Origin of the sequence: Lacticaseibacillus hulanensis, from assembly GCF_004010095.1 — a bacterium.
GTDB classification, from domain to species: domain Bacteria; phylum Bacillota; class Bacilli; order Lactobacillales; family Lactobacillaceae; genus Lacticaseibacillus; species Lacticaseibacillus hulanensis.
The window spans coordinates 1-15360 of record NZ_RRYD01000003.1 but is presented as its reverse complement, the minus strand read 5'-3'; the positions used below and the strand labels follow the sequence as shown (position 1 = coordinate 15360).

Sequence of the window (15360 nt, the reverse complement as noted above, 5' to 3'; positions counted from 1 at the left end):
ACCCGCCGCGCCGTGGATTATGTGAGGATGCTCACATTTCGGTTCAACCCAGGTACTACTTTAGGCTGATTTTGATTTTGGGGTATTGATTAAGCGAATATAAAGACTAATAATTCAGTCAAGGAGGAAGGAAGATGCTTGATGAACGCTTGATTGGGACCACCTTCACGCTCAAAGATGAAGCACGGTCCGGTGTTGTGACGCTCTACGGGATTTTGTATCACTTTACTGTTAGCGGCGCCGCGGCGCCCGGTGATCTGGTGGTTGTTGAGCAGGCCACCCCTCTGGGACTAATTGTTCGCCGCGCGGATGCCCACCTTGAGTTCTAGGGCCACACGAAATCTATTCGGCGGTCCAAGGTGGCACTGCACAACGAAATTATTGTTGGTTATATATTATTTGATTGTCTGCTCTCGGACATAACTGGGTAGGGGTATCAATTATTTTGCTTAATGTAATGCGCAGCGCCAAGCTCCGCGCACGGCGGTGACTGCCCGAAACGGTGGCCACGGATTCGGCGGGGCGTTTGGCATTGAAGCTGCGGGTTATACCTGAGGAGGAAGTACTATGTTAACATCTATTTTTTCAGTAGCCGGCACGATTATCGGCGTCATTATTGTCATTATTTTGTTGTTCATCCTGTTCACCCGGTGCCTAGCAATCATTCACACCGGGGAAGTGGGGATTGTGGAACGACTGGGGAAATACACCCAGACGCTTGAACCCGGGTTGCACGTGGTGATGCCGTTCATCTACCGCATCACCGAAATCGTCAACATGAAGCAGATTCCGCTGAAGGTTGAGGAACAGGAAGTCATCACCAAGGATAACGTTGTGGTGCGGATTTCCGAAACCATCAAGTACCACATCACTGACGTCCACGCCTACGTGTACGAGAACAAGGACTCCGTGCTCTCCATGATTCAAGACACCCGTGCGAACCTGCGGGGGATTATCGGGAACATGGATCTGAACGACGTGCTGAACGGGACCGAAACAATTAACACGACCCTGTTCGACCAGATTTCCACCACGACTGCCGGCTACGGACTCAACGTGGACCGGGTCAACATCGACTCCATTCAGGTCGACCAGACGATTCAGGAATCCATGAACAAGCTGCTGCGGGCATCCCGTGAACGTGAAGCCAACATCATGGAGGCTGAAGGGCACAAGCAGGCCGCAATCGCCAAGGCTGAAGGGGAAAAGCAGGCTGCCATCCTGGAAGCTGAAGGGAACAAGCAAACCCAGATTCTGGAAGCACAAGGGAAGGCCGAAAGCCAGCGGGTCGTTGCCGAATCCGTTAAGGACCAGATCAACAGCATCAATGAAGGGCTGATTAACAACGGCCAGCTCTACCTCCAGTACAAGAACGTGCAGGCACTTGAGGCTCTGGCCAAGGGGACGGCCAACACTGTGGTCATGCCTAGTTCCGCCGTTGACTCCCTCGGCAACATTCCGGCCGTTGGGGCAATGCTGAACGCGACGACGCAAAAGGCGCAGGCTAAGTCAGAGAGTAAGACCAGCGAAGATTAATTCTAGCTAAGCAAACGGGGCCGCACCTGGTGTTCGGTCCCGTTTTTTTGCCCAATTTGCTCACAGCGCACGCACAAGGCGGCGGGGCATAGTAGAATATAGGTAAACATTGAGCAAAGGGGGATGCACATGGCCCGGGTCAAACCAATCTATAGCAACACGTTCACCAAACGGCGCAAGGTTGCGGTGGTGGCGCTCATCGTCTGCGTAATTGTCGCACTCGCTGGCGGAATTGCCTGGCTGCAGCTGCGCAATCCGCGGCCCAATGCGCGTAACTATCCCGTGCTCGGCCTGCGCATCAGCCAGAGTGATGGCAGCCAGGACTACACCAGCCTGCACAAGCAGGGCGTGGATTTCGTCTACCTGAAGGCGACCGAGGGGGCGAGTTATTTCGACGACAACTTCGAAACCAACTACTCGCAGGCGTCGGGGGCGGGGATGCGCCTTGGCGTGTACCACTACTTCAGCTTCACGAGCGCCCCGGCCAAGCAGGCGGCGTCCTTCATGGAGCACGTCGGCGAGAACACCGGCGACTTACCGATTGGCATTGAAGTTGCCGCCTACACCAAGGTGCCGGATGACGCGAAGCTCCGCCAGCAACTGACGACGTTCATCGCCGATTTGCGCCAGCACTACACCCAGCAGATTCTGCTCATTGGCACACCGGACATGCTCAGCAAGGTTCAGACTGTGAGCCCCGATGCGCCGCGGATGGTCGTCAGCGATAAGCAGCGCGCCGGGAAGCAGGGCACGTTCTGGCAGTACGCGAGCGATGCCAAGCTGCCGGGCGGGAAAACGCGGTACCACTGCGTCGTGTTAGTCGGCACCAAGGCGGCCTTCCAGCAGCTGGGTAACTGAAGATAGGCAAAAAAAAGGCCCACAATTTCGTTCACGCGAAATTGCGGGCCTTTTAGGTGGCACAGCTTGTCATGCTTATTCTTCGTCCTCACCGTCATCGGCCAGTTCGGGATAAATAATTGGGTAGGTCTCATCTTCGGCCTCGTCGTAAATGGTCGTTGGTAGGCCGTCCATGCAGGTGATGATGAGCTCGTAGCCGAAGTGGTCGAGGAAGGTGAGGGCGTCGGTGGTAATCCCGACAATCTTGCCGGGGAGCTTCTTCCCGTCAATGGTGATGTCAAGCTTGGGCGACACGGTGAGGTGGTGGCGCCGAGTGGTGTTCTTGTCGATAAAAGCAAACTCGCCGCGGTACAAATCAGCAAGCGCCAGCGCGGGATTGGGCCGTTGTTCACTCTTGCGTCCTAAATTCCTTGTTAGTGACTTGAATGCTGAAGTCAATTTGCTGGGCATTTTGCTTACCTCCATAACCTTTTTCTACTATGTTAATGATAGCACTTGTCGCCGGAACGCACGTAACTTTTCCACCACTTTCTTGTTACGAATTAACCACAAAGATGTTCATTTAGAACCGGTATCAGGGCGTTTGTGTACGCAAAGGTTTACATAAATGCAACAAATCGCGTTACATTATTCGTTTGTTTAAAGATTTGCATGGTGGCGCAACTTCACCGGTCACTCAGCTGGCCGAAAGCGGGTAGCTGATTTCCTCGCCGCTGGATTCGAAGGCGGGCAGGCCGTCCGTGATGGCGCGGTAGATGGCGCGTTCCAGGGCCAGTGGGGAACTGCCGGTTGCGACCGCGTACTTCTTCTTGTGGATTTTGGCCAGACCGATGGCGCCGTTCGTGTTGTGGTGGTGGGCCTGGGAAATAACGGGCACGACGATGTCCGCGCCCATGACCTTGTTGCGCAGCTTGTGTGACTTCATTTCCTCCGAAATCGTGCACAGGCCGTTGTGGGCGAGCACGATTGGGCGCAGGTCCTTCAGCGACTGCTCGAAGCCGATGATGAGCACGCGCTTGCCGTCCAGGTCGAAGTCGAGGTTCGTTGCCGTCTTGGGCTTGTCCGGATCAACCGGCGTGGTCTTCTTGTGTTCGGCAGCGGGCGCCGGCGCCGCTTTCTGCTCGATTGGCACGAGGTTGCGGTGCACCCAGGTGATGTGGGCCGACTGCATGCCGCTGTTCTTGTACCAGGCGATGTCACAAACGTCGCCGACTTTGGCCCGCACGTAATCTAGGTCGCTCTGGGTGAAGGTGATGTCCACCAGTTCGCCCTCTTCGGTGTGGATTGGCGCCCCGAGGTAATCGCAGGTAACGTGGGCCACATACGGCGCGGGCAGCGCAGCGTCGGCACTCAGCAGGACGCGCTCAATCCGTTCAATGCCGGCGGGTACGTGGGTTTGGTCGATGAGGCGCATCTTGTTGAAATTCCCGCGCGGAATGATGACGGTGTTGCCGTTGCGAAGGTTCATGCTGCGGGCGAGGGATTCCTTGATGTAAAACGGACCAGCCTGGGCGCCCGACAGCTTGCGTTCAATCCGGTACGGCTGGGCGTCGCTGGCGTAAATACCGGCGGCGCGGGCCGCGGCGGCACCGGGACGCACGGTCGGCAGTTCGCGGTGGAATGCGCGCGGGGCCACGGAGGGCTTGACGTCCTTGCGCTGCGCATCGCTGTAGTGGTGGTCGGCATCCGGGTTCGCATCGGCGTTAGCGCCGGCCGGTGTTTCGGCGGTCTGAGTGGTGCTTCCAGTTTCAGCTGGCTCCGCGGTTGCCGGCTTATCCGGCGCATCCGCAGCAGCTGGCGTGGTCTTAGCAGTTGCGGCCGCACCCGTGCTAGTTTGATCCATTGCTATATCAGTCGGCGGACAATCTTGATGCTGACGGGCATATTTGGCCACAAGTTCAATGCTTGTGGTGAGTGCGGCGTAAGACATCTCGTCGCGCAGGGCTAAAATATGCTCAACGTCGCTGGCAAATTCATCTTTAAGGGTCATGGACAGACTTCCTTTCACAAAATCACAGAGCGGAGCCACCCGGTTTGCTTTTGAGCATTACCGTGGGTCTGATTTTGATGGGCGGTTTTTCCCATCAGAATCAGACCCGTGGTAAGCGCAGAAAGCAGGGTGGCGGAGCTCGACTAGACAGAGAGCATATCGGGCCGCAGACTTCTGGCCCGCGGAGCTCGACTAGACACAGATCATATCGGGCCACAGACTTCTGGCCCGTGCAGCTCGACTACCCTTGCTGCATAATCCACACTAATAAATATTTTCACAAACAAATAACTACATATCTGTCTTCAGCATAGCACTCGTGCAAACGCTCTACTAGCCGAAATAGCGAGCCTCACGCAAACATTTTTCAATTACTGTGAATGATTTATCCAGCAATTGCAATGGGGCGCTTTTCCACCTCGGTAGACGCCCAAAATTAGCAATCTCCTGGTGAAAGCTGTTACAATTAAGGTGGCACTAATTGGCGGTGAGCGCCAGTTAGCAATTCGCAAATCGCGGCGCGGAGTTCAAGCGCCGCCGTCAATGTGGGAGGAAATAGTATGTTACGTTTAGGCATTATTGGTACCAACTGGATTACGTCGCAGTTCGTTGAGGCGGCCCGCAGCACGGGCGAGTACGAACTGACGGCGGTCTACTCGCGGCGGGAGGAGACGGCTAAGAAGTTCGCCGATGACAACCGCAGCGATGCGCGGCTGTTCACCGACCTGGATGAGTTCTTCGCCGCCCCTGATTTTGACGTGGTGTACATCGCTAGTCCCAACAGCATGCACGCGCAGCAGGCCACTCAGGCGCTGAACGCGGGTAAGAATGTGATTGTGGAGAAGCCGATGGTGACGAACATCAACCAGATGGCCGGCATCGACACGGCGCTCAAGAATCACCCCGAACTGTTCATCTTCGAGGCGGCGCGGCACATCTATGAGGACAACTTCCAGCGGGTCAGCGACTTCACCCACACGCACCCAATCAGCGGCGCGACCCTCACGTACATGAAGTACTCTTCCCGTTACGATGCGTTCCTGGCGGGCAAGGACCCGAACGTGTTCACCACCAAGTTTGGCGGCGGCGCCCTCGAAGATCTCGGCGTTTACCTCGTCTATGCCGCAATCAGCTGGTTCGGCGTGCCGGTCAAGGCCAACTACAGCCCGCAGATTCTGCGCACCGGCGTCGACGGGTCCGGGGTCTTGCACCTGGATTACCCCGACTTTGCCGTGAACCTGGTGACGGGCAAAACGACGCAGAGCTATTTGCCATCCGAAATCTACTCCGGCCGCGATACACTGACCATCGATGCGCCCGAGAGCATCCAGCGCATCGACTACACGACGGGTGACGGCACCGCGGATTTGGCGGGTAAGCAGGACAAAAATCCGATGGTGCGCGAGGCCGCGTACTTCGCTAAAGCCATTAACACCGGCGACACGGTGGCCCGCGACAGCAAGCTCCTCCTCGCCAAGAAGGTCCACACCCTGATGACGCAGGTGCGCAAGGACGCGGGGATTGATTTTGCGAACGACTAAGCCTCAGCAGCACCGGTTTCGCTGAACTATTAAACTAATGTTCTCCCAAAAGGCGCATCTTCCCGGGTGCGCCTTTTGCGTGCCGTCACGCCCCAGCTCCGGGCCACGAGCCCCAGCGACAATTAGTTTGTCCCGGTGCTTGACCCCGCGCGGTTAGACAAGGATAATTACTTTAGCTAGTGCATGCAATGGGCATGGACTATTCGGACTGTTAAGTGGTGGGCAGACGCCAAGCGTGTGCGGCCCACCGACAAGGAGAAAAATGATTTCTGACGCATTTAAGGAACTCTGGCAAAAGGCCGGATTCACAGACGAAACACCGATTCAGGAGGCCGTAGCAAAGCCGCTTGCTGAAGACGAGAATATTATTGGCCTGGCGCCAACTGGTTCGGGGAAGACGCTCGCGTTCGGCCTGCCGCTCCTCAAGAAGGTCGTGCCGGATGACGGCCTGCAAATACTGATTTTGGCGCCCGCGCAGGAACTGGTGATCCAGACGCGCGACGTCCTGACGCCATACGCGCAGGCCATTGGTGTGCGCATCATGGCCATCACGGGGAACACCAACGTTGCCCGGCAGAAGGAACAGCTGAAGAAGCACCCGGAAGTGATTGTCGCCACCGCGGGCCGGCTGCTCGAACTGATTGACGATGGTAAAGTGCGCTTGGCGCGCCTCCAGACCATGGTCATCGACGAAGCGGACGAACTGCTGCGGGAACCCGGCCTGAGCCAGGTGCGCCAGATCGCCCAGGACGCACCGAGTGAAGTGCAGATGACCTACTTTTCTGCTACCAGCAGTCCCGTGCTGCGCGAACTGCCGAAGTGGTTTGGCAGCGACGCCCGCGTGATTGACGTGCGGCCAATTGACCACACGCAGGGCCACGTGGACCACTACTTCCTGCAGGGCGGGCGTGAGCACCAGGTTGAATGGCTTGGCCGGCTTGCTCGCCAGCCCCATTTCGCCGCGCTGGTCTTCTTCAACAAGAACTCCAGCATGAGCCGCGTCGCCGGGATTCTGCGGCACCAAAAAATCAACTACGCGGTGCTCGACCGGAACGACCGCTCGATTGCCCGCAAGCAGGCGCTGGCGCTGTTCCGTAAGGGCAAGGTCCAGCTGCTGCTGGTAACCGACTTGGCTGGACGGGGTCTCGACATTCCGAAGCTCCCCGCGGTGATCAACTACGAGGTGCCCCGCAACGCGACGACCTACATTCACCGTGCCGGCCGGACCGGACGTATGGGCGAACCGGGGATGGTCATCACGATGGGTGACGACCACGACCTGCGCGATCTGCGCAAGCTGGCCAGCGACTACGACATCAAGCGGGCCTACGTGGTTGAGGGCGGCCTGAGCACCGAGAAGCCGGAAGTGGACGCGGACGAGCTCAAGCAAGCGGCACGCAAGAAGTCACTGAAGGGCCAAAACGCGGCGGCCAAAAAGTCGCAGGCCGAAAGCAAACGGCCAAGCTCTTCGGGTACCCCAGCCGGCGCCGACCCGAACGCGCGCAAGCCGCACAAGAAGCACCGTGCCCGCAACCAGAAGGACAAGGGCAAGCCAAAGTCAAAGAAAAACTAGTAAGCAAGACGCTGCACAGCTGTTGCGGCGTTTTATATACATACTAAGTGGAGGGTTGAGTATGGCAATTCCTGAGGATAACCCCAAGAGCGTCATGGACATGATTAGCAATGCGGGGACGGCACGGGATGCGGCGCTGACGGCGGTGGACGCGGCCGAAGAACGGGATTTTGCGGAGGCGCAGAAGTGGCTGACGCGGGCGCAAAACGCGGTCAACGTTGCGCGCCAGGCCCACAACCACCTGCTGAGCCAGGAAGCGCGCGGCGAAGGCCCCGACTTCTCAGTGCTCCTCGTCCACGCCGAGACGCACCTGACCGACGCGCTGGCCATGATTGACATGGCCAAGCGGATGGTGGCCCTGTACCAATTGGTGTACACGAAGCTCAAGGATTAAAAATTCGGGAAGTAGTTAGCAAATTCTTGTTAACTGCTTCCCGAATTTTTTATTTGTGGTAAGCTCGAACATATTAGGTCGGAAAGAAACACGCAAACCGTGATTTGCCGCGGTAGCCGCCACTATACCGCGCGGCGGCCATTCACGGACGTGCTCACGAAGAGGTAGACAATGAAAAACATCCGGAATTCAAAATTAATGTACTGGTCCCTCGAAGTCCTGATCATCGTCTGGATTATCTTCGGCATGAGCAAGGTCTCGTTCCTGTTTGCGCCCGTGGCCACCTTCTTTTCGACGTGGCTGATTCCGCTGGTGGCGGCGCTGTTCCTGTACTACCTGTTTGACCCGGTCATCAAGCTCCTGGATCACCGGCTGCACCTGCGCCGCGCCTGGAGTGTGCCGCTCCTTCTTGTCGTGCTGGCGGGTCTGCTGGTGCTCGGCGGGGTGACACTGGTGCCCAAGGTTGTGCACCAGGTCAGTGACATGATTGGCGCGCTGCCGCAGCTTGTGACCGACACGCGCCGGTTCGCAGCCCACGCCAGCCGGTATCACTGGTACCAGGAGCTGAACCTAGACCAGTACGTGCAGCGGCTGAACGCGGAGAAAATGGCGGGGGGCATCATCAAGTCCTTCGCCAGTGGTTTGCCCAACATCGTGGGCTCGGTAGCCGGCGCGTTCTTTTCCATCATCACGATTCCCATGGTGCTGTTCTTCATGCTGAAGGACGGGAAGAAGTTCGTACCGTCCGTCCAGCGGCTGTTCCCGGAGCGCTACCAGCATGAGGTCGGCGTCGCGTTTGCGCGGATGGACGACACGCTGTCCCACTACATCAGCGGGCAGGCACTCGAATGCCTCTTCGTCGGGGTGTTCATGGGCACGGGCTACACCATCATCGGCCAGCCATACTCATTGCTGCTGGCGCTGATTGCGATGGTTACCCAGCTGATACCGTACCTGGGTCCGTACATCGGCGCGATTCCGTCCGTGCTGGTGGCGAGCACCATCGGCTGGAAGCAGGTCGCGTTCGTGATTATGATCACCGTGATTGTCCACCTGATTGACGGCAACTTCATCTACCCGAACGTGATTGGCCGCTCGCTGGACGTGCACCCACTCACCATCGTCATCATCCTGCTGGTGGTCAGTCACCTATACGGCATCATCGGCACGGTCCTCGCCATCCCGGTCTACGCGGTGGTCAAGACCATCGTGATCTACGTGTGGCATTTGGTAAGGCTGCACCGGATTGATTTTGAGGACAAATGAATAGTATAAAAATACCGGCCGGCGCGCAGATGCACCGGTCGGTTTTAGTTACAGCGCCTTGTTCAGCAGAATCTCGTCGTGCACGGGGATGCCACCGTAACCGACGACGGGGATGGCGCGCTTAGCTTCACGGGCCCGGTCGGCGGCACCGCGGATGACCTTGGCCATGCGGTAGCCGCGCTTCATGTAGAACTGCAAACCCGGCAAATTATCATTCGTGGTCGTCAGTAGCATCATTGTCAGCCCGTCGTCCAGTGCCCGGTGTTCGGCCTCGGTGAGGAGCTTGCTGCCGATGCCCTGATTGGCGGGGGTGGCGTTCAGTGAAACAATCTCGAGCGCGTTGCCGTGCACGGCGTAGGTAATCATTCCGACGATTTTGTCGTGCTCGTCCAGCGCCACGACCCCCTTGAGGTCCGCCGCTTTGTAGTTGCCGGATGACACAACCATCGTGCCGGTGCCCCAGTTTGCCATGAAGTACGCCGCCGCCACGGCACTGTAATCAGATTTGTTCGCTAACCGAATGTTGTCCACGCTCTTAGCCTCTACTTTCGCTGTTTCTCGTTTCTTCATTGTAGCACCCTGGAAAAATAGAATTGCGACAAATTGGCGAAATGGTCGTGGCACGGATCCCAGACGGCCGGCATGAGCGTTGTTGGCAGCACTGACAAGCTCTATAATGAAGTCAATAAACACGAAACGGGGCAAGGCAAAATGACGAAGACCATTATGTTGGTGTGTGCGGGCGGTTTTTCCAGCAGCCTGCTCGTCAAGCACATGCAGGATGCGGCCAAGGATGAGGGGCGGGACTACACGATCTTTGCCACGTCAGTGTATGCTGCCACCGATGAGTACCCACGCCGGCACCCGGATGTGCTGCTGATTGGCCCGCAAGTCCGGTTCGAGAGCGAGAAGCTGACCAAGGCGCTGCCAATTCCCGTGCAGGTAATCGACATGCACGACTACGGCACGATGAACGGTCCGGCCGTGCTCGCCGTGGCCGAGGAATTGATGGGGGATAAGTGACGGAAGGCGAGTCTGCTCCCCCTGTGAAAACTGGCTGAGTATCGACAAACAAAAATGAACGGTGTCCGCGGCGTATTGTCTGGGCATCGTTCATTTTGTGTTCGCCTATTCCAGCGTGAAGACTGTGGAAGTAGCTTCGCCATCAGTCAGGGTGGTCTGGTTCGTCGCGAATGCGTGGTAGGCCGGGGCCATGTCGAAGGTTTTCCCGCCGTCAGCTGATTGTGCTGGGCTTAGCCGCGGGGTTGAGACGTCGGTCAGGTCGTCAATGTGACTGTTAATCTGCCAGTTCCGCGTGACTTTGCGGTCGCTGGGTGCAAACAAGAACGCCACGTGCTGGCCATAATCCCTGTCGTCTGTGTGCGTGTTGATGACTAGGGTCCCATCTTCGTGGCGCAGGACCTTGTCAAAATGGAAAGTTTCTGACCAATCGGAACTGTCCAGCATCGTGACCGTACCAGATGAAAAATCAACGTCGTACCAGTAACCGTCCATTCCAGATTCACTGTAGTACTCCCCATCGTAGCGCGAGTAGCTTTGGTAGTTAGTTACGGTCACGGTTACCGGCATACTGCTGGACGCGGCCGCACTGCTGGAGCTCGAGCTACTCTTCGTGCTCGTGGTTGACGCAGCCTTACTGGAACTAACCGAAGTAGTGGCGGATTCCGACTGACTGTCGTGGTTGGGTTTGGCCACAACGACAATGAAAATAACGCCGATAACCGCGAGACTGAGCACCACCCCAAGGAGCACATATAGTATCCGGTTTATCCCATTACCCTTACCGTTACGGAAGTCTTTTCTTGAATTCATCTTTATCTCTCCAAAGTACGTTCTGTAATAATCAATAATATAATAACATACAGATGCGGATTTGGGGTTGAAAGGCCATACGGTAATTATAAATAAAACAGCACTAGCCAAACGCCATCTTCGCGTCTGGTTAGTGCTGTATCAACTACTTGTTATCTTCCGCCCACTGGGTGTAAGCCTCCACGTATTCCGGATCCACCATGCGGCCGGAGATGCGGTAGAACTTCTCGTTGCTCTTCATGATCCAGCCGATGAAGACCTTGTCGTCATCCGGCAGCGGCTTGTGGTCGCCGGGGCGCACGAGGCTGATGTTGGTTGGGTCCGTGAGCTGGAAGTCCTTGTGGTGCTCACCGGGGCGACCCTTCATGTAGGTCGTGGCGAGCGCGTCGAACTTCAGCAACTCGCCGGACTTCAGCTGGCCCAGTGCCTTGAAGTCTGCGCTGTAGTCGAACCAGAGATGGTCCGTCAGCAGCCGCCCCGTGTCGTCCTTGACGTTCGTGATGAGCAGCGTGGGTGCGTACTCCTCGATGCCGTCCTCATCGCGGTTCACCTTGTAGCCGGTGCGGTTGAAGAAGCCGGAGTAGGTGTGGGGCGTGGTGGTATCGATGTTTTGAATGTTGCGGCGCATAAGAATCGTCCTTTCGGGTGCATGATTTGCTTCTATTGTACAACGTTTGGTCACAGCAGAATGATCAGCCCAACGATTTGGTGGCATAAAAAACGCCGGACCCGCATGATGCAGGCTCGGCGGCTAATTGTGATCTGGCCTAAAATCCCGGTGGCCACGGACCAAGCTGGTCTCACTTAATCGACAGCGCGTCGAATTCCATGTACCCGGAGATACACAGGGAGCCGAACAGAACCATCACAATCCAGCCAATCAGGGTGCCAGAGAGGAGTTCGTAGCCGGCATGGCCGCCCCACAGGAAGCCAACGGTGAGGATGCCGAGCAGGCTGAAGATGGCGTCGATGGCGATGTTGGCGTACTTCTTCCAGCTCTTGGCCTCATCCAGCATGAACAGGCGGATGACGCGGCGGTTGAAGCGGAACGTGTACTTGCCGAGGATGCGCAGGGGGCGCTCTAGGGGAATCTTGAGGAAATACAGCAGCATCGTGCCCACAATGGTCCCGACCGCGATGCGCCATGGACTGCCACCGTGGGCGACAAGCACGTTGTACGATACGCCAATGATGGCCACCGCGCAGATGTAAGGAACGATGAACATGAGGGTGAAAATAAATGAGGCTCGCTTCTGTGACATGGTCTTCCTCCAGTGCAAATTCCGGCTCCGTGTGACTTGGGGTTGCGCCAGGCCGCGGCCCGACTCACCTTAACTTGCTTCTATTATAGCGTATTCACGCGTAAAATCGTATCAGCAAATCCGGTAGTGCGTGCCCGCAATCGCGATCAACCACCAGCCACGCTCGCGTCCAGACAAAACAAAATCCCCAGACAGCCACCTGGCCATCCGGGGATTACGCATTATCTTAGAGCTTCAGCTGCATCTCGCGGTGGGGGATGCCAGCGTCCATGAACTCGGGCTTATTGGTGTACGTGAAGCCGAGGCCTTCGTAAAAGCCGGTTGCGTGCGTCTGCGCGCCGAGCACGAGCTTCTCAGCGCCGTGTTCCTTAGCGTACTCGATGGCCTTCTGCATGATCTCCCGGCCCAGGCCGGTGCCACGAGCCTGCTTCATCACGGCGACGCGCTGAACGTGGTAGCCGTAGCTTTCGGGGTTCAGGCGCAGGGTTGCCATTGGTGTGCCTGCGTTGTTGTATCCGACGAAGTAGACGCATTTGCCCTCGTCTTCATCGACTTCAAGTTCGGTGGGCACGTTTTGTTCCTTCACGAACACGGCGGTCCGGATGGCGACGCTGTGGGCGTGAATCTGTGAATCTAGTACAGTGGTAGTTTTAATCTGCATGTGTTTCCTCCATGAATGGCCAACGTGCACAACGCGCGCCAATTTGATACTCTGCCATTAAGTATAGTTGTTTAGGTCGGCGATGTCGCGGCAAATATCGGCAAAAGGGTGATGAGTGGTGCGGGACACGTGTCGATGCCCACTTGTTGAGCCATCTTTACTATCGCATGAATAGTGCAAATGTTGACCAAAAGTATCAAGTAAAGTGAAAATCAGTGCATCAGCGAGCTCATCTGCGGCATAAATCGGAGTGCACCGTGTACGCGCTTGCGGTATACTCAAGTAGTTGTATGGGGCAACAATAATTGTAGGAGAAAAAAGCGTATGTTGAACACAATCTTGGACATCATCTTACATAACCTACTCGTGCGGGAGCTATTCATCGTCTTCCTCATTGTGGTGGTCATGTTGCGGTACATCAGTAAGTACGTCGGTGCATCCCGCAATCCTAATCCGCGCATTCGCACGCGACGGATGGCGACCACGCTCAAAGACACAAGGGGCATGCTCATCGTGCTCGTCATCGCGCTAGTCGCGGTGATTGGCTACGATCGGGTCATTCGGCCACACTTTGCTTCGGCACCGGTTGAAACCCATAAGGTCGCGAAGAAAAAGACGCCCAAGATTGTGGACGTCAACAGCAAATCTTCGAGCGACTCTTCTACTAAGAAAGCAACAAAGAAGAAGCAGGAATCCATCAAGGGTGCCATCACCGCGACGAGTGGTAGCGTAATGGTTCCGGATGGCGACATGACGAAGGCCAAGGCAGTGGCGATTGTCGCGAACTACTTCGGTCAGCACCCGGAAGAAAAGGCCCAAGCATCGGCAGCATACAAGTGTGAGAAGAAGGGCAAGGGGGATGCCAGCATCGCCGTGTACATGGTCACTGGCTACGAGCGCAAGGATAACGGCAAGCTAAAGTCTGAGCACATGTACTGGGTATATCCGAGTGGTAAGTTCACGACTAAATATTAATTAGGCGAGGGCCTGCAACCCGAACAGCTTGGTGCTGCAAGGGTGCAGGCTCTTTTTGGTGAGCGAATTTCGGTTTGAGCGTTGGCAAGCATGTGGGGAGAGCTGAAACGAGTAGGCGTTGCTTGGGTTAGTAATCTGACGACAGGCAGTATCTAATAATAGAAGTACTTCATTTTGTGGACACTAATTATTAAACCGGCTTATTTAGTAACAAACAATAACACCATTCTGGTTAATGATTGTGGCAGAGACATAATTGATTTTCCAGATTACATTTTTGTAACACACGTTCAGAAAACTGGAAATTGTTTCCGCTTAAATATGAAATTATATGGAAAATTCATGCAAAAACGTAGCACATTTTTGTTTTAGGCCAAAATAATGCCTCGGGATGAAAATTGCACAAAGGCAACAATAATGCGTCGAATAGTAGAAAATGTGAAACACAAAGTGACCTTTCAAGCTTTTGCTAAAGAATGAAAGCGCTGTAAGTTGCAAAGCCGCAACTAAATAAAAATGTTATTGGATTTTTTGTGCTGAAACGATGTAAATATCAACAAAAATATTGTTTGAAGCAGTAAAACAAACGTTACATTCGTACAAAACAGCATGAAAACGTATTGGCCAGGTAGAAATTAGCGTTGTACACTAAAACCAGTAATTCGAGGGAATAGCGTCGTCATAGGTCTACGTGAGTCACTCGATGCGCGCAATTTTATAATCATTGGGAGGAATTATTCATGAAAGATCGTTCAGGAGCAAAGAAACTTTACAAAGTGAAGAAGAACTGGGTTGCCGCAGGTGTGGCCTCAATCGCTTTGCTTAGTGTTGGTGCTGCTGGCACAAGCAATGTGTCCGCTGCAACGAGCGCTGACCCAGTCACGGTACCAGCGAAGACTTCAACTATTTCTGAAAGTGCTAAGGTTGCCTTGCAGACAGCCTTAACCAATGCAGAGGATGCGGTTAACGCCAATCCCGAGGCTGCTAAGGACGTAAAAACCACACTTCAAATCGGGCGTGCTAAAGCAATGCTTGATGCCAATGGTGGTACAGCGGGTGGTTATGTTTACAAAGGCGGTAAGGTTACCGTTTACGGTAAAACATCCGATTTGACAAATGAAAGCTACACGGACCAAGCTGAAGTATTGCAGCGCGTCATCGTTCGTGTCCTTACCCTTAAGGGTGCAACAGTGCCTGATGGAGTAAAGAACTACATTGCTAACAATGCAAAGAGTTTCCAGGTTGCAGCTGCTAACGCTGGAGGTAAAACCCTTGCCGACTTAGCAACTAATACTAAGGCTGTCAGCGATGCCACAAAGCAGGCCCAAGACACGTTGAAGAACACTCCTAACAAGTCTACAGTTGCTTCTGATGAAGCTAAGAGTAACCAGGACCAGAACAAGTTGGAGAACCTTCCAAACAAGTCTACAGTTGCTTCTGATAGTCGTGATCAGAGCAGTGAAGTTAAGAG

17 protein-coding genes are annotated in these 15360 nt (G+C 55.2%); 10 read left to right on the top strand and 7 right to left on the bottom strand.

Translation table 11 applies throughout. The features are described 5' to 3' along the window. Positions 1-134: 134 nt before the first annotated feature. The 3 genes from EKN00_RS01405 (at position 135) to EKN00_RS01395 (ending at position 2394) form a co-directional block, all read left to right on the top strand. A complete protein-coding gene (locus tag EKN00_RS01405) occupies positions 135-329 on the top strand; it encodes a hypothetical protein (RefSeq protein WP_127848356.1) in 195 nt (64 codons plus the stop codon). Positions 330-567: 238 nt separating this feature from the next. Then, positions 568-1536: an SPFH domain-containing protein gene (locus tag EKN00_RS01400; protein WP_127848355.1), complete on the top strand. Its 969-nt coding sequence runs from the start codon at positions 568-570 to the stop codon at positions 1534-1536. A 129-nt stretch (positions 1537-1665) separates the two neighbouring features. Then, complete coding sequence (locus EKN00_RS01395; RefSeq protein WP_164847985.1) at positions 1666-2394, top strand: GH25 family lysozyme; 729 nt, start codon at positions 1666-1668, stop codon at positions 2392-2394. 75 nt (positions 2395-2469) lie between these two features. Here the strand turns inward: EKN00_RS01395 and EKN00_RS01390 are convergent, their stop codons facing one another. Then, entirely contained in the window at positions 2470-2844 is a 375-nt protein-coding gene (locus EKN00_RS01390; RefSeq protein ID WP_164847984.1) for a DUF4828 domain-containing protein, read from the bottom strand. A 226-nt stretch (positions 2845-3070) separates the two neighbouring features. Beyond that, positions 3071-4384, bottom strand: a complete 1314-nt coding sequence (locus EKN00_RS01385; RefSeq protein WP_127848352.1) for a hypothetical protein — start codon at positions 4382-4384, stop codon at positions 3071-3073. A gap of 560 nt (positions 4385-4944) precedes the next feature. Between EKN00_RS01385 and EKN00_RS01380 the strand changes: the two genes are divergently transcribed. The 4 genes from EKN00_RS01380 to EKN00_RS01365 all read left to right on the top strand — a co-directional run bounded on the left by EKN00_RS01380 (position 4945) and on the right by EKN00_RS01365 (position 9158). Next, entirely contained in the window at positions 4945-5925 is a 981-nt protein-coding gene (locus EKN00_RS01380; RefSeq protein ID WP_127848351.1) for a Gfo/Idh/MocA family protein, read from the top strand. Between the two features lie 262 nt (positions 5926-6187). Further along, positions 6188-7498, top strand: a complete 1311-nt coding sequence (locus EKN00_RS01375) for a DEAD/DEAH box helicase (protein WP_127848350.1) — start codon at positions 6188-6190, stop codon at positions 7496-7498. A 61-nt stretch (positions 7499-7559) separates the two neighbouring features. Then, complete coding sequence (locus EKN00_RS01370; protein WP_127848349.1) at positions 7560-7892, top strand: PTS sugar transporter subunit IIA; 333 nt, start codon at positions 7560-7562, stop codon at positions 7890-7892. Positions 7893-8063: 171 nt separating this feature from the next. After that, complete coding sequence (locus tag EKN00_RS01365) at positions 8064-9158, top strand: AI-2E family transporter (RefSeq protein WP_127848348.1); 1095 nt, start codon at positions 8064-8066, stop codon at positions 9156-9158. 48 nt (positions 9159-9206) lie between these two features. Here EKN00_RS01365 and EKN00_RS01360 read toward each other — a convergent pair whose 3' ends face one another. Further along, a complete protein-coding gene (locus EKN00_RS01360; RefSeq protein ID WP_127848347.1) occupies positions 9207-9728 on the bottom strand; it encodes a GNAT family N-acetyltransferase in 522 nt (173 codons plus the stop codon). A gap of 141 nt (positions 9729-9869) precedes the next feature. On the opposite strand from EKN00_RS01360, the gene EKN00_RS01355 reads away from it, so the two are divergent. Beyond that, positions 9870-10181: a PTS sugar transporter subunit IIB gene (locus EKN00_RS01355; RefSeq protein WP_127848346.1), complete on the top strand. Its 312-nt coding sequence runs from the start codon at positions 9870-9872 to the stop codon at positions 10179-10181. Positions 10182-10286: 105 nt separating this feature from the next. On the opposite strand, the gene EKN00_RS01350 is transcribed toward EKN00_RS01355, so the two are convergent. The 4 genes from EKN00_RS01350 to EKN00_RS01335 form a co-directional block, all read right to left on the bottom strand. Then, entirely contained in the window at positions 10287-10991 is a 705-nt protein-coding gene (locus EKN00_RS01350; RefSeq protein WP_127848345.1) for a hypothetical protein, read from the bottom strand. A 145-nt stretch (positions 10992-11136) separates the two neighbouring features. Continuing rightward, positions 11137-11619, bottom strand: coding sequence for a hypothetical protein (locus tag EKN00_RS01345; protein ID WP_127848344.1), 483 nt, complete (start codon positions 11617-11619; stop codon positions 11137-11139). Between the two features lie 172 nt (positions 11620-11791). Further along, the gene (locus EKN00_RS01340; RefSeq protein WP_127848343.1) at positions 11792-12253 is read right to left on the bottom strand and encodes a hypothetical protein; all 462 of its coding nucleotides are present in this window, start codon (positions 12251-12253) and stop codon (positions 11792-11794) included. 226 nt (positions 12254-12479) lie between these two features. Continuing rightward, positions 12480-12914: a GNAT family N-acetyltransferase gene (locus EKN00_RS01335; RefSeq protein WP_127848342.1), complete on the bottom strand. Its 435-nt coding sequence runs from the start codon at positions 12912-12914 to the stop codon at positions 12480-12482. 324 nt (positions 12915-13238) lie between these two features. Here EKN00_RS01335 and EKN00_RS01330 point away from each other — a divergent pair, with 324 nt between their 5' ends. Both EKN00_RS01330 and EKN00_RS01325 read left to right on the top strand, forming a co-directional pair. Further along, on the top strand, positions 13239-13889 hold the full coding sequence (locus EKN00_RS01330; protein ID WP_127848341.1) for a hypothetical protein: 651 nt from the start codon (positions 13239-13241) through the stop codon (positions 13887-13889). Positions 13890-14629: 740 nt separating this feature from the next. After that, positions 14630-15360: KxYKxGKxW signal peptide domain-containing protein (locus EKN00_RS01325; RefSeq protein ID WP_164847983.1), on the top strand; the 731-nt coding region annotated here is incomplete at its 3' end.

Bases quoted from the DNA above. Each gene is read 5' to 3' on its own strand.
- EKN00_RS01405 (WP_127848356.1), top strand. From the start codon at position 135: ATGCTTGATGAACGCTTGATTGGGACCACCTTCACGCTCAAAGATGAA.
- EKN00_RS01400 (WP_127848355.1), top strand. From the start codon at position 568: ATGTTAACATCTATTTTTTCAGTAGCCGGCACGATTATCGGCGTCATT.
- EKN00_RS01395 (WP_164847985.1), top strand. From the start codon at position 1,666: ATGGCCCGGGTCAAACCAATCTATAGCAACACGTTCACCAAACGGCGC.
- EKN00_RS01390 (WP_164847984.1), bottom strand. From the start codon at position 2,844: ATGCCCAGCAAATTGACTTCAGCATTCAAGTCACTAACAAGGAATTTA.
- EKN00_RS01385 (WP_127848352.1), bottom strand. From the start codon at position 4,384: ATGACCCTTAAAGATGAATTTGCCAGCGACGTTGAGCATATTTTAGCC.
- EKN00_RS01380 (WP_127848351.1), top strand. From the start codon at position 4,945: ATGTTACGTTTAGGCATTATTGGTACCAACTGGATTACGTCGCAGTTC.
- EKN00_RS01375 (WP_127848350.1), top strand. From the start codon at position 6,188: ATGATTTCTGACGCATTTAAGGAACTCTGGCAAAAGGCCGGATTCACA.
- EKN00_RS01370 (WP_127848349.1), top strand. From the start codon at position 7,560: ATGGCAATTCCTGAGGATAACCCCAAGAGCGTCATGGACATGATTAGC.
- EKN00_RS01365 (WP_127848348.1), top strand. From the start codon at position 8,064: ATGAAAAACATCCGGAATTCAAAATTAATGTACTGGTCCCTCGAAGTC.
- EKN00_RS01360 (WP_127848347.1), bottom strand. From the start codon at position 9,728: ATGAAGAAACGAGAAACAGCGAAAGTAGAGGCTAAGAGCGTGGACAAC.
- EKN00_RS01355 (WP_127848346.1), top strand. From the start codon at position 9,870: ATGACGAAGACCATTATGTTGGTGTGTGCGGGCGGTTTTTCCAGCAGC.
- EKN00_RS01350 (WP_127848345.1), bottom strand. From the start codon at position 10,991: ATGAATTCAAGAAAAGACTTCCGTAACGGTAAGGGTAATGGGATAAAC.
- EKN00_RS01345 (WP_127848344.1), bottom strand. From the start codon at position 11,619: ATGCGCCGCAACATTCAAAACATCGATACCACCACGCCCCACACCTAC.
- EKN00_RS01340 (WP_127848343.1), bottom strand. From the start codon at position 12,253: ATGTCACAGAAGCGAGCCTCATTTATTTTCACCCTCATGTTCATCGTT.
- EKN00_RS01335 (WP_127848342.1), bottom strand. From the start codon at position 12,914: ATGCAGATTAAAACTACCACTGTACTAGATTCACAGATTCACGCCCAC.
- EKN00_RS01330 (WP_127848341.1), top strand. From the start codon at position 13,239: ATGTTGAACACAATCTTGGACATCATCTTACATAACCTACTCGTGCGG.